This window comes from Nonomuraea sp. NPDC049158, from assembly GCF_040648335.1.
Lineage (GTDB): Bacteria > Actinomycetota > Actinomycetes > Streptosporangiales > Streptosporangiaceae > Nonomuraea.
This window is the reverse complement of record NZ_JBEZDM010000029.1, coordinates 126,774-148,976: the sequence shown is the minus strand read 5'-3', so window position 1 is coordinate 148,976 and position 22,203 is coordinate 126,774. Positions and strand designations below refer to the sequence as shown.

General features: G+C 70.1%; 19 protein-coding genes and 1 pseudogene. 8 read left to right on the top strand and 12 right to left on the bottom strand.

The genetic code is table 11. The features are described 5' to 3' along the window. The 4 genes and pseudogenes from AB0B61_RS42675 to mraZ all read right to left on the bottom strand — a co-directional run. A pseudogene (locus AB0B61_RS42675) lies at positions 1-597 on the bottom strand (hypothetical protein); the annotation flags it as partial. After that, complete coding sequence (locus tag AB0B61_RS42670; RefSeq protein ID WP_358445016.1) at positions 594-1,106, bottom strand: hypothetical protein; 513 nt, start codon at positions 1,104-1,106, stop codon at positions 594-596. The gene AB0B61_RS42670 and the pseudogene AB0B61_RS42675, both read right to left, overlap by 4 nt. Next, positions 1,090-2,061: a 16S rRNA (cytosine(1402)-N(4))-methyltransferase RsmH gene (rsmH, locus tag AB0B61_RS42665; protein WP_358445031.1), complete on the bottom strand. Its 972-nt coding sequence runs from the start codon at positions 2,059-2,061 to the stop codon at positions 1,090-1,092. Before rsmH ends, AB0B61_RS42670 begins: the two co-directional genes overlap by 17 nt. Positions 2,062-2,276: 215 nt before the next feature. Further along, a complete protein-coding gene (gene mraZ / locus AB0B61_RS42660) occupies positions 2,277-2,708 on the bottom strand; it encodes a division/cell wall cluster transcriptional repressor MraZ (RefSeq protein WP_214637671.1) in 432 nt (143 codons plus the stop codon). A gap of 474 nt (positions 2,709-3,182) precedes the next feature. On the opposite strand from mraZ, the gene AB0B61_RS42655 reads away from it, so the two are divergent. From AB0B61_RS42655 to AB0B61_RS42645, 3 genes are read left to right on the top strand one after another with little or no spacing between them, the layout of a single operon-like run. After that, on the top strand, positions 3,183-4,160 hold the full coding sequence (locus tag AB0B61_RS42655) for a MoxR family ATPase (protein WP_357639605.1): 978 nt from the start codon (positions 3,183-3,185) through the stop codon (positions 4,158-4,160). Further along, the gene (locus AB0B61_RS42650) at positions 4,157-5,419 is read left to right on the top strand and encodes a DUF58 domain-containing protein (RefSeq protein WP_358445013.1); all 1,263 of its coding nucleotides are present in this window, start codon (positions 4,157-4,159) and stop codon (positions 5,417-5,419) included. The genes AB0B61_RS42655 and AB0B61_RS42650 overlap by 4 nt, the downstream gene beginning before the upstream one ends. Continuing rightward, positions 5,416-7,845: a DUF3488 and transglutaminase-like domain-containing protein gene (locus tag AB0B61_RS42645; RefSeq protein WP_358445010.1), complete on the top strand. Its 2,430-nt coding sequence runs from the start codon at positions 5,416-5,418 to the stop codon at positions 7,843-7,845. The genes AB0B61_RS42650 and AB0B61_RS42645 overlap by 4 nt, the downstream gene beginning before the upstream one ends. A gap of 72 nt (positions 7,846-7,917) precedes the next feature. Here AB0B61_RS42645 and AB0B61_RS42640 read toward each other — a convergent pair whose 3' ends face one another. The 3 genes from AB0B61_RS42640 to AB0B61_RS42630 form a co-directional block, all read right to left on the bottom strand. Continuing rightward, the gene (locus tag AB0B61_RS42640) at positions 7,918-8,313 is read right to left on the bottom strand and encodes a DUF3040 domain-containing protein (RefSeq protein ID WP_357639614.1); all 396 of its coding nucleotides are present in this window, start codon (positions 8,311-8,313) and stop codon (positions 7,918-7,920) included. 203 nt (positions 8,314-8,516) lie between these two features. Continuing rightward, positions 8,517-9,758: a DNA polymerase IV gene (dinB, locus tag AB0B61_RS42635; protein WP_358445007.1), complete on the bottom strand. Its 1,242-nt coding sequence runs from the start codon at positions 9,756-9,758 to the stop codon at positions 8,517-8,519. A gap of 42 nt (positions 9,759-9,800) precedes the next feature. Next, positions 9,801-10,520 carry a methyltransferase domain-containing protein gene (locus AB0B61_RS42630; protein ID WP_358445004.1) on the bottom strand — a complete coding sequence of 240 codons (720 nt, stop codon included), beginning with the start codon at positions 10,518-10,520 and terminating at the stop codon, positions 9,801-9,803. 229 nt (positions 10,521-10,749) lie between these two features. On the opposite strand from AB0B61_RS42630, the gene AB0B61_RS42625 reads away from it, so the two are divergent. Beyond that, positions 10,750-11,463, top strand: a complete 714-nt coding sequence (locus AB0B61_RS42625; protein WP_358445002.1) for a hypothetical protein — start codon at positions 10,750-10,752, stop codon at positions 11,461-11,463. A 327-nt stretch (positions 11,464-11,790) separates the two neighbouring features. On the opposite strand, the gene nusB is transcribed toward AB0B61_RS42625, so the two are convergent. The 3 genes from nusB to AB0B61_RS42610 are packed head-to-tail and all read right to left on the bottom strand — an operon-like array spanning position 11,791 to position 13,837. Further along, complete coding sequence (gene nusB, locus AB0B61_RS42620) at positions 11,791-12,201, bottom strand: transcription antitermination factor NusB (RefSeq protein ID WP_357639625.1); 411 nt, start codon at positions 12,199-12,201, stop codon at positions 11,791-11,793. Between the two features lies 1 nt (position 12,202). Further along, complete coding sequence (gene efp, locus AB0B61_RS42615) at positions 12,203-12,763, bottom strand: elongation factor P (protein WP_357639628.1); 561 nt, start codon at positions 12,761-12,763, stop codon at positions 12,203-12,205. A 24-nt stretch (positions 12,764-12,787) separates the two neighbouring features. Further along, positions 12,788-13,837 (bottom strand): Xaa-Pro peptidase family protein, encoded by a 1,050-nt coding sequence (locus AB0B61_RS42610; RefSeq protein WP_358444999.1) that lies wholly within the window; start codon positions 13,835-13,837, stop codon positions 12,788-12,790. 144 nt (positions 13,838-13,981) lie between these two features. On the opposite strand from AB0B61_RS42610, the gene AB0B61_RS42605 reads away from it, so the two are divergent. The 3 genes from AB0B61_RS42605 to AB0B61_RS42595 all read left to right on the top strand — a co-directional run bounded on the left by AB0B61_RS42605 (position 13,982) and on the right by AB0B61_RS42595 (position 17,922). After that, the gene (locus AB0B61_RS42605; protein WP_358444996.1) at positions 13,982-15,817 is read left to right on the top strand and encodes a glycoside hydrolase family 9 protein; all 1,836 of its coding nucleotides are present in this window, start codon (positions 13,982-13,984) and stop codon (positions 15,815-15,817) included. Between the two features lie 206 nt (positions 15,818-16,023). Beyond that, positions 16,024-16,740 (top strand): helix-turn-helix domain-containing protein, encoded by a 717-nt coding sequence (locus AB0B61_RS42600; protein WP_358444994.1) that lies wholly within the window; start codon positions 16,024-16,026, stop codon positions 16,738-16,740. A 12-nt stretch (positions 16,741-16,752) separates the two neighbouring features. Next, entirely contained in the window at positions 16,753-17,922 is a 1,170-nt protein-coding gene (locus AB0B61_RS42595) for a cytochrome P450 (RefSeq protein WP_358444991.1), read from the top strand. Between the two features lie 92 nt (positions 17,923-18,014). On the opposite strand, the gene AB0B61_RS42590 is transcribed toward AB0B61_RS42595, so the two are convergent. Both AB0B61_RS42590 and AB0B61_RS42585 read right to left on the bottom strand, forming a co-directional pair. Then, complete coding sequence (locus AB0B61_RS42590; protein WP_358444988.1) at positions 18,015-19,523, bottom strand: serine/threonine-protein kinase; 1,509 nt, start codon at positions 19,521-19,523, stop codon at positions 18,015-18,017. Between the two features lie 281 nt (positions 19,524-19,804). Beyond that, positions 19,805-20,110 carry a hypothetical protein gene (locus tag AB0B61_RS42585; RefSeq protein ID WP_358444985.1) on the bottom strand — a complete coding sequence of 102 codons (306 nt, stop codon included), beginning with the start codon at positions 20,108-20,110 and terminating at the stop codon, positions 19,805-19,807. A 538-nt stretch (positions 20,111-20,648) separates the two neighbouring features. Here AB0B61_RS42585 and AB0B61_RS42580 point away from each other — a divergent pair. Beyond that, positions 20,649-21,398: a hypothetical protein gene (locus AB0B61_RS42580; protein ID WP_358444983.1), complete on the top strand. Its 750-nt coding sequence runs from the start codon at positions 20,649-20,651 to the stop codon at positions 21,396-21,398. Positions 21,399-22,203 lie beyond the last annotated feature (805 nt).

Sequence of the window (22,203 nt, the reverse complement as noted above, 5' to 3'; positions counted from 1 at the left end):
GGGCGCCGGGGGCCTGCGGGGCGGCCCCTCGCCGCCGCGCCGCCCGGGGGGCTGCACGCGCGTGTGCTCGTCGTCGCGGGTACGGCGGAGCCTGCCGCCGTCGCCGGGACCCTCCTCGCGGGCCCGGCGCACGTCACGGGGGACCTCTTCGCGGGTACGGCGCAGCGGGCCGTCGTCCTGGCGGGCCCGGGAGCGCTCGTCCCTGGCCGGGGGCCTGGGACGTTCGGCCTCCGGACGCGGGCGTACGGAGCGCTGACGGGCACGCTCCTTGGCGGCGTCGTCCCCGTCCTGCCGGGAACGAGAGCGGCCGCGGGGCCCGTCGGCCGGGTCCTGCGGGCGCCGGGCCCCGCGGTCGTCTCCGTCGTCGCGGCCCTCGTCCCTGACGAACGGCCCGAAGGGGAGGTCGAGCGGGTCCGGGCGCTTTCTCGGCTCCTTGGGTGGATCATCGGGCCGGCCCGCCCCCTCCGAGCGAGCCGACCCCGCTTGCCGCCCCTGTCGCCCCGGTCCACCGGGGGTACGGCGAGAGGCGCCGGGCCCGCCCTGGGAACCGGCGCCGCCGCGGCCGGGTCCCTGCCCCCTGCCGCCTGTGTCTCTCACCGTCCCTGGTCCGCCTGGCTGGTGACGGCGCCGGCCTCGGTCAGGACGTTGGGCTTGTCCCAGTCCTTGTGCTGACCCTGCAGCTCGGCCTGGTCGGCGACCTCGGCGGGACCCATGTTCTTCTCGTTGGCGAGCTTGGCGTTCTCGTTGGCCTGCCGGGCCACCTCGATCTCCTTACGCAGGTTGGCCGCGGTGATGGAGTCCTGCGCGAGAACGGTGTTGAGCAGGAGCAGGCTCAGCAGGCCGCCGCACATCAGCCCGACGACGAGCAGCACGAACGGGGCCCGCTGGCGCCCCCGCGACGGACGCCGCTTGAGCGCCGGGCGCGCCCGCTCCTGGCTCGCCGGAGTCCCGCCGGTCGTCTCGGGACCGTCGGGGCGCGATCGCGGGATGGGCTTGGACTGGTGAGGCACGCCGGGCCTGCGCGGGGCGGTCTTGGGCGCCGTCTTCGGCGGGACGCCGCGGACGGCCGCGCCCCGCCTGCTCTCCTGCTCAGTCCTGGTGGTCAACACGGATCCTCTCTGCCGCCCGTAGCCGGGCCGAGGTCGCCCGCGGGTTGCGGGCCAACTCTTCTTCACTTGGGAGCTCGGCTCCCCTCGTCAACAGGCGGAACCGCGGCTGATGAGCCGGCAGCGGGACGGGCAACCCGGGGGGGCCGGTGTCCTTGGTTCGCGCCGCGAGGACCTGCTTGGTGAGCCGGTCCTCCAGGGAGTGGTAGGAGAGCACGACGACTCGCCCACCGAGCACGAGCGCGTCGAGCGCCGCGGGCAGCGCCGCCTCCAGGGCGGCGAGCTCCGCGTTGACCTCGATGCGCAGCGCCTGGAAAGTTCTCTTGGCGGGGTTGCCCCCAGTGCGCCGAGTAGCGGCTGGAATCGCCTGACGAACGATCTCCGCCAACCGCTTAGTCGACGTTATGGGGTCCTTGGCCCTTTCCTGGAGAATTAGGCGCGCGACACGCGGTGCGAACCGTTCCTCTCCGTAATCGCGGAGGATGCGGGTTAGCTCCGCGGCCGAGTAGGTATTGACCACCTTCTCCGCTGTGAGCTCTTGATCCGTATCCATCCGCATGTCGAGCGGAGCGTCATAGGAATAGGCGAATCCGCGTTCGGCCTCGTCCAGTTGCGGCGAGGACACCCCCAGGTCGAACAGCACCCCGTCGACGGTGGCGCGGCCCGCGCGGGCGAGCACGTCGGCCAGTTCGTCGGAGGAGGCGTGGACCAGCGTGGTCCGGTCGGCGTAGGGGGCGAGCCTGCGCGTGGAGAACTCGATCGCGAACGGGTCGCGGTCGATGCCGATCAGGTGCAGAGACGGATGAGCGGCGAGCAGGGCCTCCGAGTGGCCACCGAGGCCGAGGTTGGCGTCGACGACGACGGGCTCCTGGCCGGTCAGCGCCGGAGCCAAGAGCTCCAATACGCGGTCGAGCATGACCGGAACGTGACCGCCCGTGCCTGCGTTGTCGTACATCTCCAACCCCCCTCTCGCGTCCTTGCTCGCGGATGACGCGTCCGGACGATCATCGGCCCACCTGGCCCCCACCCGGCGCCGTCCGGCCAGGTCCCCATCCGCACCCTCTTCGTGGACGCCTGCCATCTGACACCGGGGAAGGTGCATCAGCTGGCGGGCAGTGGTTGCGGGTGGAGACCTCGCCGAACGACATCTCCGACGGATCGACCGTGGCTCTAGAGAATCCCTGGCAGCACCTCCTCCGACAGATCGGCGAACGCCTGCTCCTGCGCGTCGAGATAGGTGTCCCAGGCTTGGGCGTCCCAGATCTCCAACCGGGTGTTGGCCCCGATGACCGCGCAGTCACGCACGAGGCCCGCGTACTGGCGCAAGCTCTGCGGGATCGTGATGCGCCCCTGCTTGTCAGGCGTCTCGTCGGACGCGCTGGCGAAGAAGACGCGGCTGTAGTCGCGCACCGCCTTGGCGGTGACCGGGGCGGTGCTGAGAGCCTCGGTAATGCGCTGGAACTCCTCTACGGGAAAGACGTAGAGGCATCGCTCCTGGCCTTTGGTGATCACAAGACCCTCCGCCAGCTCCTCACGGTACTTAGCCGGCAGGAACAGCCGTCCCTTGTCGTCCAGACGCGGCTGATGGGTGCCGAGGAACATCGGCCCCACCTCCCGTGCCTAGCGAAGCGCTCAGCGCTGGCGCACCGGGCCCTCCACTGCGCACCACCATACTCCACTTCTCCCCACCGTCAACTGATTCCCGGCCGCTTCGTCACTAGATCGCCGCGCGTTACCGCAGGTCAGAGCCATGACGTCGGGTGGGGGGCGGCGGGGCGCGGCCCAACCCTCATGGGCGTGTCGAGGGTTGAAACGACCATGGAATTAGCGGATCAAGCGCTTCACGAAGCGCCGCGTGGTGGAAAGTGGAGCGCGTCGCGAGGGTCACTGTCACGGGATTCGCACCCGTATGGCACAAGAACCGCAACTGGGGGCAGGTTCTCTGGAATATCGGTAAAAGTCGCCCAAGAACCCCCAGCGTCGTAGGGTCGTACACACAATGAAAAAGGAATGGCATGGCTCCCGCAATGACACCCTGGCACGCGGGACTGCCGTAGCACTTCTCATGGAGGCCTGGTGGCAGTAACCCATGACGTCCCTAGCCGGCTCGACGAGCTGGTCTCCACCGCGCACCGGATTCGGCAGGCGATCGAGTCGGTGATCGAGGGCAAAGGGGACGCCGTCCGCCTCACCCTGACCGTCCTGCTGGCAGAAGGCCATCTGCTGATCGAGGACGTGCCGGGAGTCGGCAAGACCATGCTGGCCAAGGCACTGGCCAGGTCCATCGACTGTCCGGTCAGGCGCATCCAGTTCACCCCGGACCTGCTGCCCAGCGACATCACCGGTGTGAGCGCCTACAACCAGCAGACCCGGGAGTTCGAGTTCAAGCCGGGGCCGGTGTTCGCCAACATCGTGGTGGGCGACGAGATCAACCGGGCCTCGCCCAAGACGCAGTCGGCGCTGCTGGAGTGCATGGAGGAGCGTCAGGTCACGGTCGACGGAGTGACCTATCCGCTCGACGCGCCCTTCATGGTGATCGCCACGCAGAACCCGATCGAGATGGAGGGCACCTATCCCCTCCCCGAGGCGCAGCGCGACCGTTTCACCGCGCGGGTGGCGATGGGCTATCCGGAGCCCTCGGCCGAGCTGGAGATGCTCGACGTGCACGGCGGCACCCCGCCGCTGGACAAGCTGCAGCCGGTCGCGACGACCGCCGAGGTGCGCGCGCTGATCGAGGCGGTACGCGGCGTGTACGTCTCGCAGCCGGTCAAGAAGTACGCCATCGACCTCGCGGTCGCCACCCGCCACTCCCCCGACCTGCGGCTGGGCGCCTCGCCGCGCTCGACGCTGCAGCTGGTCAGGGCGGCCAGGGCGAACGCCGCGCTGTCCGGGCGCGACTACGTCATCCCCGACGACCTGCAGGAGCTGGCCGTGCCGGTGCTCGCGCACCGGCTGCTGCCCAGCGTCGAGGCCCAGGGCCAGCGCCGCCTGCCCGAGCAGGTGGTGACCGAGCTGGTCAGGCGCGTGCCCGTGCCGGAGACGCGAGCGTCGTGAGAGACGGACTGCGGGCGCTGACTTCCCGGGGACGCTCGTTCCTGGCCTCCGGGGTGGCCGCGATGTTGATGGCCTTCCTCCTGGGCGAGAACGATCTGTTCAGGATCGGGGTCCTGGTGACGGCGCTGCCGCTGCTGGCCGCGATGGTGGTGGCGCGTACCCGCTACCGGCTGAGCTGCGCGCGGCGCCTCGACCCGGCCAGGGCGGAGGTGGGCGGCGAGGCGACCGTGACGCTGCGCCTGGAGAACGTCACCCGGCTGCCCACCGGGCTGCTGCTCATTGAGGACACCGTGCCGTACGCGCTGGGCGTGCGGCCCCGGTTCGTGCTGGACCGGGTGGAGTCGCGCGGGATCCGGGAGATCGACTACCGGGTCCGCTCCGATCTGCGGGGCCGTTACACGATCGGCCCGCTGTCCGTGCGCATCACCGACCCGTTCGGGCTGGTGGAGCTCACCCGGGGGTTCACGATCAGCGACACGCTGGTGGTGACGCCGCAGGTGGTGGCGCTGCCCCACGTACGGCTGTCGGGTGAGTGGACCGGGGGCGGCGACAGCCGCACCAGGAGTGTGGCGGCGGCCGGCGACGACGACGTGGCGCCGCGCGAGTACCGCCAGGGCGACGACCTGCGGCGGGTGCACTGGCGCTCCACCGCCCGCCACGGCGAGCTGATGGTGCGGCGCGAGGAGCAGCAGTGGCAGAGCCGCGGCGCGTTGCTGCTCGACACGCGCCGCTACGCCCACCGCGGCGAGGGCCCGCGCTCCTCCTTCGAGGTGGCGGTCTCGGCCGCGGCCTCGATCGGCGTGCATCTCGCCCATGAGGGCCTCGGCCTGCGGCTGGTGACCGACCAGGGCGCCGAGCACCTGACCGACACCGGGTTGAGCTGGTCGCTGCTCGACACCCTCGCGGTGGTACGGCACAGCCCCGCCCGCTCGCTGGAGCTGGGCGTGTCCGCGCTGCGTCAGGGCGGCGGCGACGGGCTGATCGTGGCCGTGCTCGGCTCGCTGGACCCGGAGGAGGCCAGGGAGCTGGCCAGGCTCAGGCACAGCGGCATCACCGGCGTGGCCGTACTCCTGGACGTGGGCACGTGGGACGGCGGCGAGCCGGGCTCCACGGAGAACTACCAGGCGGTGCAGGCGGTCCTCGCCGGTTACGGGTGGCGCATCGTGCGCCTGCCCGCCGGTGTCCCGATCGCCTCCGTCTGGCAGGACGCCGCCAACCGCGGCAGGTACGCGCTCAGCCCGGCGGGAGGTGCGGCATGAGGCTGTCGATCGCCTCCGCGGTGGCCACGTTCTGCGCGGCCGTTCTGCTCTATCCGCTGTTCCAGGGCGGCTCCTGGTTCTGGGGGTCGCTGGGCGCGGTGCTCGCGGTGATGTGCGGTGGCCTGGTGAGCGGGCGGCTGTCACTGCCCGCGTGGGCGGCGGCCCTGGTGAGCGTGGCCGCCCTGTGGATCTATCTGACCATGGCCTTCGCCTCCGACAAGGCGTGGGCCTGGGTGGTGCCGACCAAGGGGTCGGTGGTGGAGCTGGCCAAGCTGCTGGGCACCGGCTGGGCCGACATCCAGCGGTTCGCCGCGCCGGTGCCCGCCACCGAGGGCATCGCGCTGCTGACCACCGGCGGCGTGGGGCTCATCGCGATCGTGGTGGACCTGTTCGCCGCCCGGTTGCGGCGGGCGGCGCTGGCGGGGCTGCCGATGCTGGCGCTGGCCACGGTGCCGGCCACGATCCTGCCGGATCCGATCAGCTGGCCGGCGTTCATCATCGCCGCCCTCGGCTTCACCAGCCTGCTGATCGCCGACGGCCGCGAACGCGTCGGCCACTGGGGACGCGCGGTGCTGGTCAGGCGGACCCGCGTCGCCACCTCACCGGTGCCGGGCGCCGAGCGCGAGACGGCCGACACACGGGGGCTGCGCCTGTCGGGCAAGCGCATCGGGTTCGCCGCGATCGCGCTGGCGGTTCTGGTGCCCGCGGCGCTGCCGGCGATGGAGCCGGTGTCGTTCTTCACCTTCGGGGTGGGCGGCAACGGGTCGGGCAGGGGCAATTCGATCAGCATCCCGAACCCCATAGCCAACCTGAAGGGCCAGCTGCAGCTGCCGGAGCGGCGCGTCGTCCTGTCCTACACCAACACCGATGACAAGCCCCGTTACCTGCGGATCTACTCGCTCGACACCTTCGACGGCGAGCAGTTCGGGATGACGGAGCCGAAGGGCTCGCCGGACAACAGGACGGAGAACGGCCCGCTGCCCACCCCGCCCGGCCTGTCACCGGCGACCAAGGTCTCGAACGTGACGACCAAGATCCAGCTCAGTGACGAGATCGAGCGGCTGTCGTTCCTGCCGCTGCCGTACCCGCCGCGGCAGATCAACGTCGACGGCGACTGGCGCGCGGACGTCAGCACCCTGATGGTCTTCTCCACCAGGGACGAGGCCGCCGGGCTCGGCTATGAGGTCCTCACCGCCGAGCCCGCGGTGACCGGCGACGTGCTCGACTCGCTGCCGCAGGCCAGGGCCTCGGCGAGTGATCCGCGTTACCTCAAGCTGCCGGACAACCTGCCCCCGGAGATCAGGGACCTGGCGGCCAAGGTGACGGCCAACGCCCGGTCGAGCTACGAGGCCGCGGTGAAGATCCAGGAGTTCTTCACCAAGACCGGTGACTTCACCTACAGCCTCAGTACGCAGGGCTCCGGCAACTCCGCGCTGAAGGACTTCCTGCTGCGCAGCAGGGCGGGTTACTGCGAGCAGTTCGCCACGTCGATGGCGGTGCTGGCCAGGCTGGTGGGCATCCCCGCCAGGGTGGCGATCGGCTACACGGGCGGCACGAAGGTCGGCGACAGGTGGACGGTCGGCACGAACGACTCCCACTCGTGGCCGGAGCTGTACTTCGACGGCGTGGGCTGGCTGCCGTTCGAGCCCACGCCGACGGGCTCGCTCGGCCAGGGCAGCGCCCGGGTGCCCGCCTACACGCAGCCGCTCCCCCGTTCCACGAGTGACGGCTCGACGCCGACGCCCGGGGCGACCAGCACGGCCGACGACTCGCCGCTCGGCCCGCAGAACCGCGACAACCCCCGCGCGCTCGACCGCGAGGCCACCATCGCCGACAGCGGGCTGCCGGTGGACGACTCGATGCCGCTGATCGGCAAGATCGGCATCGGCGCGGGCGTGCTCCTGCTCATCCTGCTGATCCCGGCCGGGATACGGCTGATCACCAGGAGCCGGCGGGTCCGCGCGCTGGGCTGGAAGGTGTCCGGGCCGTCGGACGAGGTGACGGCCAGGGTCGTGGCGGGCAGCCACCCGGCCGTGGCGGCCGCCTGGGCGGAGCTGGACGACGTGCTGTTCGACTACGGAATGGCCCGCGAGCCCAGCGAGACGCCACGGGCGCTGGCGCGGCGGCTGACCGAGCGCTATGAGTTCGGGGCCGAGCCGGCCGCGTCCATCGCGACGATCGCCTCGGCGGTCGAGCGGGCGCTGTTCGCGCGGGACGCCGGCGAGATCACGCCGATGAAGAAGGACCTTCGCGAGGTACGGCGGGCGCTGGCGGCCACGGTGTCGCGCTGGAGGCGGGTGCGGGCCGTGCTGCTGCCCCCGTCGACGCTGCGCCGGCTGCGTCAGATGGGCGAGGGAGTGCTCGACGGCTTCGACCGGCTGGAGAACATCAGGTGGCGGCGGACGGCGGCCCAGAAGGGCTCATGACCGTTCGAAGCGACCGTGCGGTCGTCCCCCTTCCGGGGGCGGCCGCACGGTCGTCTGGAGGTCGTCCGGCGCTCAGCGCTCGTCGTTACGACGGCGCCAGCGCTCTTCCATGCGCTCCATGAAGCTGCCTCGATTGCCCCGGCGGGCCTGCTTGCCCGAAACGGGCGCGCCGGAGGCGGGTGCGGCGTCGCCGAACCCGTTCATGCGTTTCCAGCTGGACAGACCCCACAAACACGCGGCGAGCATGACCACGAAACCGCCGACGCCGAGGGGAATCATATTGATCACTACGCCGACCATCAGCAGGACGACGCCAAGCGCAAAGCCGATGGAGGCCTTGATGAGGCGACGTTTGTAATGGCTGCGCGGGTCACTGATCCTTACGGTGTTGGCCCACTTCGGGTCCTCGGCGTAGAGGGCCTGCTCGATCTGGTCGAGCAAGCGCTGCTCGTGCTCAGAGAGCGGCACGGCGCCTCCCAAGGACGGCCCCAGGATGGGGAAGACGGCAACGGACGACACGGGGTGTCCGAACCTCGCGGTCGGTTATCCCCAGGATACGAGGCTGGAGACGTAGGCGAAAGCGAACGCCCAACGCAGACCAAACCGGAGGTGACGTCATGACTCCATTGTGGGTCATCCAGCGCCCCTCCCCAGAAATCGTGACATCGACGTCATGCCTCCATTTCATCAAGTCTGCCGCGTACAAGCGACGCCGGGAGCACCGCATCGGGACCAAATCTCCGGATTGCTCGATCCATCGCCTGTTCGGCCTCCCGCCAGCCGGTCTCCCGCTCGCCCAGACCGAGCTGACGGGAGGATGAATCGGCGGGGCGCAGGTTTTCCATCCTGACCCCGACCAGGCGCAGCCGCACCCGCTCGAGTCCGGCCGCCTCGAAGAGGTCGCAGGCGGTCGCGTAGATCTCCTGGGCCACGTCGGTCGGCTCTCTGAGGGTCTTGGACCGGTTGATCGTGGAGAAGTCGGCTCGGCGCAGCTTCACGCTCACAGTCCTGCCCACGTGACCGGCCTTACGCATCCGGGAGGCCACTCGCTCGGACAGGCGCAGCAACTCGCGTTTGATCACTTCGGGATCGTCGACGTCGACCGCGAAGGTCTCCTCGTTGCCGATGCTCTTGTCGGGCACGTGCGCGGTCACCGGGCGCTCGTCGCGCCCCCATGCCAGCGCGGCCAGATGGCCCCCCACGGCCTGGCCCAGCTCACGCCGCAGGGTGTTGACGGGGACCTTGGCCAGATCGCCGACCGTGCGGATGCCGAGGCGCGTCAGGGACTGCTCCGTGCGCTCACCAACGCCCCACAGGGCCGAGACGGGCAGCGGGTGGAGGAAATCCACCACCTCGCCCTCCGGCACCACCAGAAGGCCGTCTGGCTTGCACTGCTTGGAGGCGAGTTTCGCCACGAACTTGCTGCTCGCCACCCCCACCGAGCAGGTGATGCCATAGCGCTCCAGCACCTGGGCCCTGATCATCGCGGCGATCACGGCGGGCGAGCCCAGCCTGCGCCGGGCGCCGCCGACATCGAGGAAGGCCTCATCGGAGGCGATCGGCTCGACCATCGGGGTGATCGCGTGGAAGACCTCCATGACGCCCTTGGAGACCTCGGAGTATTTGCCGTGGCTGGGCGGGATGATCGTGGCCTGGGGGCACATCCGGCGGGCCCTGCTCATCGGCATCGCCGAGTGCACGCCGTAAGCCCTGGCCTCATAGGTGGCACTGAGCACCACGCCGCGCCCGGCCGGCGAGCCGACGATCACCGGGCGCCCTCGCAGCTCCGGGCGGTCGAGCAGCTCGACGCTGGCGAAGAAGGCGTCCATGTCGACGTGCAGGATCGGGCAGCCGCCGTCGTCGGCCCCGGTCTGTGGAGCGGGGCCGATGCCCGTGATCTGCTTGCGAGACACGCCACCATTCTATCCGAACACGTGTTCCATGGTAGGGGCAGGTCAGCCGCGATGGCCCAGGACGTGGAGCTGCGTGGCGATGTCACGCAGCACGGGATGGACGGCGGCGGCCTGTTCGAGCGCCACGAGGGCCTCGGCGGCGCCCGGCTCGCCGTCGACCAGCCTGCTGGGCACCAGGTCGGCGAACACGCGCACGCCGTGCACCTCCCCGACCGTGAACCCGGTCGCGGCCAGCAGCTGGGCGAGCGTCTCCGCGGTGTAGCGGCGCGGGGTGGGGTCGCGGTCGCCCCAGCTGCCCCTCGGGTCGCTCAGCACGGCCCTGGCCTCGTCGAACTGGCCCGCGAGCGCCCGGTGGATGGCGCTGGACACCGGGTTGGCGGCCAGCACGCTGACCGCGCCGCCCGCGCGCAGCACTCCGGCCACGGCCGTGAGGGCGCTGATCGGGTCTTCGACGTATTCGAGCACGCTGTGGCACAGGACCAGGTCGGCGCTGTCGTGGTCGAGCAGGTCGCCCAGGTCGGCGGCGTCGCCCTGCAGCGCGCGCACGCCCACGCCCTTCTCCTTGGCCCGGCGCTCCAGCGCGGCCAGCGAGTCGGGACTCGGGTCGACCACGGTGACCGTGTGACCCAGCTCGGCCAGCGGAACCGCGAACCCGCCGGTCCCACCGCCGGCGTCGACGATGTCGAGACCGTCGCGCCCCGTGGCGGCCGCCCGCTCGGCCAGCACCGACCGCAGCGCCGCCCAGACGACGGCGGTCCGCACCGCCGGAGTCCTCGTCACGCCCGCGGTACGCCCTTCAGAACGCAACCTCGGCTCGCCTCCCTCTGCTCCACGAACCTCGAACCTGGCCATGTCCCCTGGCTTTGCCCCAGACTACGCGGTGTGGGAGATCGCCCGCTCCGCCTCCTCGCTTCCAGGATCGTCGAAGCGCGCCCGCCGGTGCCGCTTGATGCGATGGACTTGCGACGACGATCTACACACTGAGGGACATATGAGGATTTTTCGGCATATTTCGCTGATAATGGTGGCGCTGGCGCTCCTGCCGTCCGTGCCGGCTCAGGCGGAGACTGCGGGCGAGGTCTACGGGGCGTACTCACGCATGATGTCGCGCAGCGCCGGCCAGTTTTGGGCCGACGGCAGGGCCGCCGGGCAGTGGGCCTGGAAGCCGCTGTCGGACACGACGTCGGAGATCAGCTGGGGCGACCCCGCCAAGTGGCCGCCGAGCTACGCGGAGAAGTTCGTCCACGACGGCGACTGGGTCATGCTCGACGGCTGGCGCGACAACGGCACCTACTACCGCGTACGGATCACCAAGGAGCAGATCGGCGACGCCAAGTGCGACGACCTGCGCACCCTGGCCACCAGCGGCCGGCAGCACTACGTGAAGTGGGACATCCCCGGCCAGGCGTACTGCCTCAAGGCCTGGGGCACCATCACCGAGGAGTCCTCGGGCAAGGTCGTCGACTTCGGCCACACGCAGATCTGGTCGCCGCCCGCGCCCTGCGCCAACGCCAAGTACGGCCGGAAGACCTGCGTCAAGCAGTGGGAGTCCTGGTGGGACAACCAGGGCGCGCCCGGCAAGCCGATCACCAGGAAGCTGGAGCGCGACCAGTTCATCGCCCGGGGCATCGGCATGGCCTTCGCCATCCAGCAGTATTTCCCCAAGGCGTGGCGGGCCGAGGCGCACTCCGACTGGACCTGGTAGGACTCTGGTGCCCCGCCGGCTGGGATGGGCCGGCGGGGCCTTTTGTGGGGCGTCGGCGCCCATGGCCAGCGCTGTCTTCCTGACGCGGGACGCGACCGGGGCGGGTGGGCTCCTGGCCGAGCCGCACGGTCAACCATGCGCCCGGCGGGCGTCGAACGGTTGACCGTGCGGCATACACGTCCCTCGCCTTGCGCAAGCCGTGCAGGCCGCGTGTGTGGAACGTACCTCGCGAATATGGACGGACTTCGGATCAGGAGTAGGAACTTCTTCTACCCGGAGGGGCCGGTATCCGCCGCGGGTAGAACCCGATGCACCCGAAGAGGCTGTCTAAAGAGTGATACTTGGCTTCAGCTGCTTGAAGCGGGCCAGCAGCCCGTTCACGAACTGGGGCGACTCATCCGTCGACAGCTCGCCCGCCAGGTGCACCCACTCGCTGATGACCACGCCCTCGGGGACACCGGGCATCCACAGGAGCTCGTAGGTGCCGCCCCGCAGCAGGTTGCGATCGACGGCGGGCATGCGGTCGAGGGTCCAGCCCTCGGAGTAGGTGGTGATCAGCTCGTCGATGCGGACCTGGTGACGGGCCACGCCCTCGACGATGGTCGAGGTGTATTCGTTGACCGGGGGATCCTGCCGTTCGACCCGCTCGGCGAGGATCCGCAGGGGATCCTCGCCGCGCAGTTCGGACTCGAAGAGGATGTCGAGCGCACGCCTGCGTGCTTTGCCTCGCGCCGACACCTCAGGCCCGGCCGAGGTATTCGCCGCTGCGGGTGTCGACCTTGATCTTCTCGCCGGTGGTGATGAAGAGCGGGACCTTGACCTCGGCGCCGGTCTCCAGCGTGGCGGGCTTGGTGCCGCCGGTGGAGCGGTCGCCCTGCAGGCCGGGCTCGGTGTTGGAGATGATCAGCTCGACCGCCGCGGGCAGGTCGATGTAGAGCGCGGAGCCCTCGTTGAAGGCGATCGTGGCCAGGGTGTTCTCGAGCATGTAGTTGGCGGCGGTGCCGACCGTGCCGGAGGGCACGTTGACCATGTCGTAGGTCTCGGTGTCCATGAAGACGAAGTCGTCGCCGTCCTTGTAGGAATATTGCATCTCGCGCTTGTCGACGTTGGCCACGTCGACCTTCACGCCGGCGTTGAAGGTCTTGTCGACGACCTTGCCCGAGAGCACGTTCTTGAGTTTGGTGCGGACGAACGCGCCGCCCTTGCCCGGCTTGACGTGCTGGAACTCCACAACGGCCCACAGCTCACCGCCGTCGAGCTTCAACACCATGCCGTTCTTGAGGTCGTTGGTCGTCGCCACTCGTATTCTCCCGCGTGTGGCCGCTCAAAGGACGAGCAGCTCCTTGGTCGTCTTCGTGAGGAGTTCCGGCCCGCCCGTGCGTGTCACAAGGGTGTCCTCGATGCGAACACCGCCCCGGCCCGGGAGATAGATCCCCGGCTCGACGGTGACAGGAACTCGATCCTCAAGTCTACCGGTCCTCGACGGGCCCAGGAACGGGTCCTCGTGGATCTCCAGCCCGACACCGTGACCGAGCCCGTGCCTGAAGTGGCCGCCATGACCCGCCGCCTCGATGACCGAGCGGGCGGTCGCGTCCACCTCCTTGGCCGTCGCGCCCGGGGCCAGCGCCTCGCTGCCCGCGCGCTGCGCCTCGGCGACCAGGTCGTAGATCTCCCGCTGCCAGCCGGCCGGGCCGCCCAGGGCGACCGTACGCGTCATGTCGGCGTGGTAGCCCTGGTAACAGGCGCCGAAGTCGACGGTGACCAGGTCGCCGGTGCGCAGTTCCCTGCCGGTGGGCGCGTGGTGCGGGATGGCGCCGTTCTCGCCCGCCGCGACGATGGTGGCGAAGGCCGGTCCGTCGGCGCCCAGCTCGATCATGCGGGCCTCGAGCAGCCGGGCGACGTCGCGCTCGGTGACGCCGGGGCCGATGTTGCCCATCACGTCGGCGAGTGCCTGGTCGCTGATCGCGCAGGCCGTACGGAGGAGTTCGAGCTCGTCGTCGTCCTTGACCGCCCGCAGCACCTCCACCAGCGGCTCCAGCGGCACGGGCCCGCTCTCCAGCAGGCTGCTCAGCCGGTTGAACGTCGCCACGCTCATGCTCGCCGCCTCGATCCCGATGCCGGGCGCGGCCAGCCGGGCCGCCACGTCGGACGCCTCGACGGCCGCCACGTCCAGCCCGCGCGTCTTCTCGATGTAGCGGTTGTCGGTCACCAGCAGCGCGGAGCCGTCGGTCTTGACGAGCACCGCGGCGTTCGAGCTCTCCAGCCCGGTGAGGTAGCGCACGTTGACGCCCGAGGTGACGAGGATCGCGTCCACCTCGCGCGCGGGGAGCATTTCCGCGACCCGCGCCCGGCGTTCCGGATAATTGACGGTCATTTCGTCAATGTACGTGTATTAACCCTCGCGCCACTATTGACCTCCCCTGTCACACGCGAATACCGTGCCGAACGCTGTTCTCATAATTCCATGGAGCGCCCCATGATGAGGTACGCCTTAGCTGTCGCCTTGACCGTTCTGACCATGGGGAGTGTCCCGGCCGCCGCCGCGCCGCCGCCACCCGGTCATATCCGGGTCGATCAAGTGGGCTTCGCGCCCGCGGAGTCCAAGCACGCCTTCCTGATGACCCGCGGGCGGTCCGCGGGCGCGCGCTTCAGCGTCGTCCGCGACGACGGGCGCGAGGTGCTCAAGGGTACGGCCGGCCGCGACCTGGGCTCGTGGAACGGCACGTACGGGCACGTGTACGGCCTGGACCTCACCCCGCTGAAGGATCCGGGCCGTTACCGGATCAAGTCGGGCACGATCACCTCCCCCGCCTTCCAGATCGCCCCGGCCTCGCCCGCCTCGAAGATCCTCACCTTCTTCGAGGGGCAGCGGGACGGCGGCCGCAGGCACGCCAACGACAAAGCCGCCTCGGTCTACGACTGGCCCGTGTTCACCGGGCCGGACACCGACGAGATCAAGGGCGGGCTGCGGAAAATCGGCGGGCCGGTGAACGTCGAGGGTGGCTGGTTCGACGCGGGCGACTATCTCAAGTTCACCCACATCCTGGCTTATGTCGACACACTGCTCTGGGCCTCGGCTCGGGACGGCGGACCGGACCAGGGTCTCAATCGCGAAGCCACCCACGGCCTGAAATATCTGGACAAAATGTGGGACGGCGCTTCCAAGACCCTCTACATCCAGGTCGGCATCGGCGCGGGCGACAAGAAGGCCACCTACGTCGGCGACCACGACGTCTGGCGGCTGCCCGAGTCCGACGACTCCTCGAAGCAGCGCTACCTGCGCCACCGGCCGGTCTTCCGCGCGGCCGCCCCCGGCAAGCCGATCAGCCCCAACCTGGCCGGCCGTACCGCCGCGGCCTTCGCGCTGGCCGCCCAGCTGGAACCCTCCCGGGAGCGGGCGACGGCGCTGCTGGGCAAGGCGGCGGCGGTGTACGCGATGGCCAAGACGGAGAAGGTGGGGCAGCTCGTCACGTCGCTGCCGCACGCCTTCTACCCGGAGAGCGCCTGGCGCGACGACATGGAGCTGGGCGGCGCCGAGCTGGCGCTGGCGGCGCTGCGGCTCGGCGACGACCGGGCCGCGGGCTGGCTGGAGCAGGCGGCGCGCTGGGCCGGCCAGTACCTGGAGCACGAGGCCGGTGACGACACCCTCAACCTGTACGACGTGAGCGCGCTCGCCCACACCGACCTGGTCAAGGCGATCCGGCAGGCGGACGCGTCCAGCCCGGTGCAGGCCGACCAGGTGATGGGCCCGGACGGGCAGCCGGCGCTGGTCGGCTCGGGGAGTCAGCAGAAGATCTCCGACGGGCTGGCGGTCTCCGAACAGCAGCTGGTGGAGGATCTGCGGGCCCAGCTGGAGATCGGTTCCGCGCGGGCGGCCAAGGATCCGTTCCGGGCGGGGGCCGCGTACGCCGAGTTCGACGCGGTGCCGCACGCGTTCGGGCTGGCGGCGACGTCACGGCTGTACGCGTCGGTGAGCGGGGACCGGGCCTACGACGCCTTCGGGACGCGGCAGCGCGGCTGGGTGTTCGGCGCCAACGCCTGGGGCGTGTCGTTCGTCGCCGGGGCGGGCGAGAACGCGATCCGGTGCCCGCACTACCAGATCTCCGACATCACCCGGAAGCCCGCCACGGGGGCCGTGGTGAACGGGCCGAACGACGCGTCACTGTTCCACGACGGGCTGGGCGGCCACCTGGAAGGCATGGTGCCCTGCCCGTCGGACGGCGTGGACCGCTACGCGCCGTTCACCGGGCGGGGCAGCCGGTTCGTGGACGACGTCCGGTCCTGGCAGGCGTCGGAACCGGCGGACGACTTCGCGGCCATCGGCGTCTACGCGCTCTCACTGATGTCGCGCTGAGTGCGCTCACCATGGGTCCCCGGGTGGTTCGTCACACGACCGCCTGGGGAACCGGCCCGGCCACCACCCGAACGCGGGATGCCCGATGACCCGACGGACACCGCCCAACCCCTGCTCGGGCTGAGGCCTTGAGGCGGGCGCGGATCGCGGACACTCCGTCCGGTTAATCGCTGGCGGACGCGGCGGTCTCCGGGTTGACTGCACGGGTGACCGCTTTGCCCGTACCCGCCGACCTGGCCCATCTGGTGGCCGGGACTTGGGTGCTCGACGGTGGCCTGGTGCCGAGAGGGTTACCGCAACCCGCCGTCGACCTGCTGGTCATGCCTGATGGGGCGTACTGGCTGGCCGGTGCGGAGACGCGCGCTCGGCAGGGGGCACTGCCCAAGGACGGATCCCTGGTCGGGGTGCGGCTGCGACCGGGGACGGTGGCCGGGCTGTTCGGGGTCGCTGCCGACGAGGTGCCGCTGGCCGGGGCGCCCATCGAGGCCGGACAGCTGGACGGGTCGGTGACCGAGCGGCTGGCAGGGGCGCTGGCACTGGTGCGGGCGCGGGCCGGGCGATGCCAGGTCGACGAGCGGGTACGCATCGTGCTGGCGGCCATGCACGCGGCGCCGGGTGCGCCGGTCGACTGGCATGCCGCTCAGGCCGGGTTGTCCGAACGGCAACTTCGGCGGCGTTTCGGAGCGGCGGTCGGGCTGCGGCCCAAGTCGTACGCACGCGTGGTACGACTGCACCGAGCGCTCGCCGACGCGCAAGCCGCGGTCGCCAAGGGCGAGCGCCCGAACTGGGCCGCCATCGCCGTGCGCAGCGGCTGCTACGACCAGTCACACCTGCTCGCCGAGTTCCGGCACGCGGTGGGAGTGCCGCCGACCACGTTGCTGGCGGATGACCGTTTTCTCCAAGCCCCGGCCTGCCAGGGCTAACACACTCGACGCATGACTGATGATGTCGTCAAAGAGATCCTCGACTGGCACCGGGAGACCGCCCGGGACGGTCTCGCCGGGGACGGAGTGCGTTTCGTCGAACCGTTGGGCGCCTGGGTGGTGCACGGCTACTCCGAGGTGAACCAGGTGCTCACCGACTACTCGACGTTCTCCTCCGACGAGCTGCGCTACAGCGCGCAACCCATACCGCACCGGGACAACCCGGTGCTCAGCAGCCTGTCGGCGATGGATCCGCCCCGGCACCACCTGCTGCGCCGACTGGTCAGCCGGGCCTTCACGCCCCGCGCGATCCGGGCGTTACTCCCCTCGATCACCGACACCGTGCGGAGGCAACTGGCCGAGGTGGACGGTGACCTGGACGTGATCGGCCGGCTCGGCTACCCGTTGCCGGTGCGCACCATCGCCGCGCTGCTCGGAGTCGAAGCGGACCGGCAACCGGACTTCATGCGCTGGACCGAGGCGATCACCTCCTTCGCCGGGTCGTTCGCCGATGACCCGGTGCGTCAGGCCGCGTTCCGCACCGCACACGCCGAACTGGCCGACTACTTCCGGGAGGTGTTCGCCGAGCACCGTGCCCGCCCCCGAGGCGACGTGGTCGACACTCTGCTGGCCGCCGAACCGGACGGCGGCCGGCTGTCCGACGAGGAGTTGATCGACTTCTGCACGCTGCTGCTCATCAACGGCCACGAGACGACCAAGACCCTGCTGGTCAACACGGTGCTGTGCCTGGCGGCTCATCCGGACGCACTGGCCCAGCTGCGTGCTGACCCTGGACTGGTACCGGATGCCATCGAGGAGGTGCTGCGGTTCCTGCCCCCGGTGGGTGGCACCGACCGCTTCACCACCGGCCCGGCCGGCATCGCCGGGCACGCCATCGAGACCGGCCAGCGGGTCGTCGCCATGGTGCTCTCGGCCAACCGGGACCCTCGGGTGTTCGCCGAGGCAGAGGAGTTCCGGCCCGGCCGAACGCCCAACGAGCACCTTTCCTTCGGCCATGGCGTGCACTTCTGCCTCGGCACGCACCTGGCCCGGCATGAGCTCGCGATCGCGGTCAGCGCACTGTTGCACCGCTTCCCCGGTCCGTGGTCGGTGGGCCGGATCGCCACCGGGCGTACTCCGGTCGGCATCGACGTGCTCGATCTGGTGCTGGTCAGCCCGTAGCCGGGGGGACTGATCCCCGCGCCCTTCCGATCGTGGGACCGTGCGCCCGGTCCGAGAGACTCTCGGACCGGGCGTCGCAGCGAGCGTCGGGGTCAGGGCTTCCAGTTGTCGAGGAAGTCGTTGAGGGGTCCGGAGGTGGGTACGTCGCCCTTCTCCTGGGCCTTGCGCAGGTCGCGCATGATGCCCGTGGCCTGGTCGAGCACCGAGTCGTCGTGCTTCTCCAGGAACTTCCGGCCGGCCTTCCTGATCTTCTCGTGGGCCCTCCGCGCGGTGCGGGGCTCGATGTCGCCGATGGTCTCCTGAGCCGTCACCGACTTGTCGAACTCACTCAGCCACTTCCCCCATCCCCCGTTCGGGACGCTGTTGGACAGCGTGCCCTTGGGGTTCGGGGTAGGGCCTGGATCAGTCGGGAGGGGCGCGATGGACGTGGACGGCTCGGGGGTCTCCGTCGGCGTCGGCTCCGGGGCCGACGTGGTGGTGATGGGCGTCGCCGAGGGTGTCGGCCCGGCCTCGGGCTTGCCGCGTGAGCCCGCCCACAGGACCAGGCCCACGGTGACGACCGCGATCACGGCCAAGGCCGCGCCCAGCTGCACGAACAGGCGGCGGTTCGACGGCGGCGGGGGTGGCGGCGCGTCATAGATCGCCGTGTCCCCGTTGCGCGGGCCACCACCGTGGTGAAACACCCCGGCGGGCATGGCGTGAGTGTCACCGGCACCCACCCCGGCCGCCGGCCCACTCGCACCCGGCTGGGTGAAGATCTGACCGGTCTGGGGGACGCCGCCCGGGTGGGAGGCTGCCTGACCGGGCTGGGTGCGGGGTGGGCGAGCGATGGCGGCGAGCGCTCGGCGTACCGTCTCACCGCCGGCCGGTCGTGCGGCGGGGTCCTTGGCGAGCATGGTCAGCACCAGCCGGTCCAGCTCACCCGGCACCTCCGCCCGGTGGCGGCTCGGCGGCTCGGGCTCGGCGTGCAGGTGCCGCTCACCGACCTCGTGCGGCGAGCCTTCGAACGGCGGGCGGCCGCACAGCGCCTCGTAACAGACGCACCCGAGCGCGTACAGGTCCGCGGCGGCCTCCCCGCCGCGTCCGTCAATCACCTCGGGCGCCCGATACAGTACGCCGTCGTCGGAGGACACCTGGTCGGCCAGCCCGAACCCGACGACCTTCAGCACCCCGCTCCCGGCCCGCCGGAAGCTGTCGGGCCCGATCTGGCCGTGCATGACCCCGGCCCGGTGCGCCGCTTCCAGCCCCGCGGCCGCCTGCCCGATGAGGTCGCATGCCTCCACGACGGGCAGCGGCCCCCCGCCTGCCACCTCCTCGCCGAGGCTCTCCCCCGTGAGGAACTCCATCACCAGGAACGGCGTCCCCTCGTGGTCGCCCACGTCGAGCACCATGGCCACGTTCGGATGGATCACCCGGGCCACGGCCTGGGCATGCTGCCGGAGCACCTCGGGCGTGGCCGCCCCGGTGTCCAGCATCTTCACGGCCACGGTCCAGTCGGCGCGCTGGTCGTAAGCGCGCCACACCTCGCCCATCGGCCCGCTGCCGATGAGCTCATCAAGCCGATACCGGCCGGCGACCAAAGACGGCGTCGCGTCGGACATTATTTCCGCCAATAACTACAGAAACGGCATTTTCGACCCACCCTAGGCCCCCACGAACCTCAACCGCCCCACAACACGGTCCCAAGGAATCAGGTCCCGGCACAGTCGGATACCGGGACCGGTCGCCGCCCCTGTCAACCCGCCGGCTCGCGCAGGCGTCTCACAACGTCGCAAGGAGGCGCCATGGGTTCGCCATGGGTTAGGGGGCGGTGCGGACAATTGTCGTCAAAGAACGTGACGGTCCAGGACGTACGCCGTACGGTATATGACGGGTCCGGGCATCACGCCCGGGGCGCATCGTCCTCGGGCCAGTCCTCGGCGTAGATCAGCGCGAGTTCTTGCCACACCTCGTCCACGGGTCGTCCCTGCACCCGCGCGAGGTGCCGTACGAGCAGGAGGATGAGATGCAGGGAGGCCATCGCGGCGACCTCCCGCGGAACCTCGTTGATGACCCGGCCGATCACCTGCAGGCCGACGGGGTCGCTGGTGTCGCCGCTCTCCCGTGCTTCCAGAGCGACGGTGACCATTGCCAGCACGGCGTTCATGTGCTCTTTGAGGAAAGCGCCCCGCTGAGGGCTGCCTGTCATGACTAGTGCACCTTCCGGCATGGAGGGATTGGCGCCCTGGGGCACCCGAACCAGCATGCCGTCTCAGCCGGTGCGATGCGCATCGATTCGCCCAGGAGACCGCTTACCGTCCCGGACAGTCTTTCGCAACCCGCACCCACCACGCGAACTGCTGTATGCCCGGATTCGGTGACGCGCCGATGAAGCCTGCATGACATGAAGAACGCGACTCTCCGGGAGAAGAGCGGGGAGCACTACAGCTGGGGCAGAATTTGAACCTGCGATCTCTGGGGTTGCGAGCAGGCCGCCAGACGCCCCAGGCTGCTCACCGGATCGCGCGCGATGGCGCCTGAACTGCTCCGACGCCCGTGAGGTACATCCGCCCAGGGCCTTTCTGCGGGCGCTCCCACGAACCTGGGAGCACTTGACACGCGGCCTGTTCGTCACCGAGTGCTGGACGGTCCGGCTCAAACGCCGCTGAAGACAGCCACTACGCGGGGAAAGCCCAAGTGTGGGACGCCCCCGGACGGAACGAACTAGTCTCGCGATCATGCCCGTGTTGTACGTGGTCACCAGCGCCGCCCCCTCGCACGCGGGACCGGTGTCCGATCTCGTGGTCATGGCCCAGGCTGCCGGGTGGAGGGTGTACGTGATCTCCACCCCGCTGGGTGTGCGCTTCCTCGATCCATCACAGATCCAAGAGTTGACCGGTGAGCCAATCAGTAGCGATTTTCGGATGCCCGACAGCGACCAAGCTCGGGACATGGCTCTGCGAGCTGCCGAGACGCTGCGGACGAGATCGCACAAGCTGGGCCCGTCATCCCTGTCGGTGTGGGGAGGTCTCCAACTGGTCGCCGCGACCGCAGCCTCGCACATTTTCGACCGCGCCACCAGCGACGGCTGCCTGGCCCACGCGCAGAGAGCGGCGAACCACCTCGGCCACGAGCGCAACGACTTCTGGAACGCCTTCGGCACCACGAACATCCAAATCCACCGGCTCTCGGCAGCCGTAGCCGTCGGCGATGCACGGCCGGCACTCGAGATCGGCGAGTCGCTCGATGTCTCTCGTATGCCTGACAGCCTGGTCGGACGCCGGACCCAGGTTCACCTCGACCTCGCGCATGCCTACACCGTCCAGCGCAAGGACGCGGCAGCCGTGCACATGCTGCTGCACGCTGAACGGCAATCACCCGAACCGGTCCGCTACGACCAGCGCACCCACGACGTGCTGACCCAGCTCATCAAACGCGAGCACCGGCCCAGCACACCGCAGCTACGCGGGCTGGCCCAGCGAGCGGGCGTCGTCTGACCCGCACAAAAGTACGGGCCCTTTACCCGCACATCAGTCACAGGCGTTCGCGGTAGCGGTTCCTACAGTCAGCGTTCATGGACCGTGACCACCTGACCGCTCCGCCCCGACGACCCGGTGCCGACATGCCATCCGCCGACCGGGCTCGTCGAGATCGGCGCGCCTACGGTGCCTCACGTGTCATCGAACGGCCCGGCCAGTCGCTGCCGTCAACAGCCGACAGGCCGGGCAGGTGGCCTCGCACTGTTCATGGAGGGGTGGCGCGGGGCCACCGTTCCGCTGTCCGGCAGCGCACGCCCGTACGGGCCGGACGAGTCCCCGCCCGCTCCGGGGCGAGCGGGGACCACACGCAAGAGCCCACTGTCATGATCATGTGGGAGCCGTACATGCCCTGCGGCGCGAACCTCCGGGTGACCGAGACCTCCTGCTGTGGCAGATATGAGTGGTGCAGCGAAGGCGGCCAATTCCTCGTCCTGCGCCACAACGGCAAGCGCTAGGAGGAGACATCTCGCGGCCGATATGCGGAAGCCCGGCTGGTCTGGGACGCACTCGTCCGAGGCCATCGGCGATGCCGGCGAGCGTCGTAGGAAGAGGCGACGAAGCAAGCCGTGCCTGTCGTGCGGCCTCTCTTCGCGATCTGGACGGTTGCGGGCCTTGGAGGTCAAGGTCCGGGCGAGTGTCATGGCCGTCGACTCCGGTCAGCAGGCGGCCGAAAGCGCCGACCGTAGGGGTTGCGCGCCGAAGGCGCGCCAGAGATAGGCAGTCCGAGCGAAGCGAGGCCCTTTGTGACTGAACGCGAGAAAAG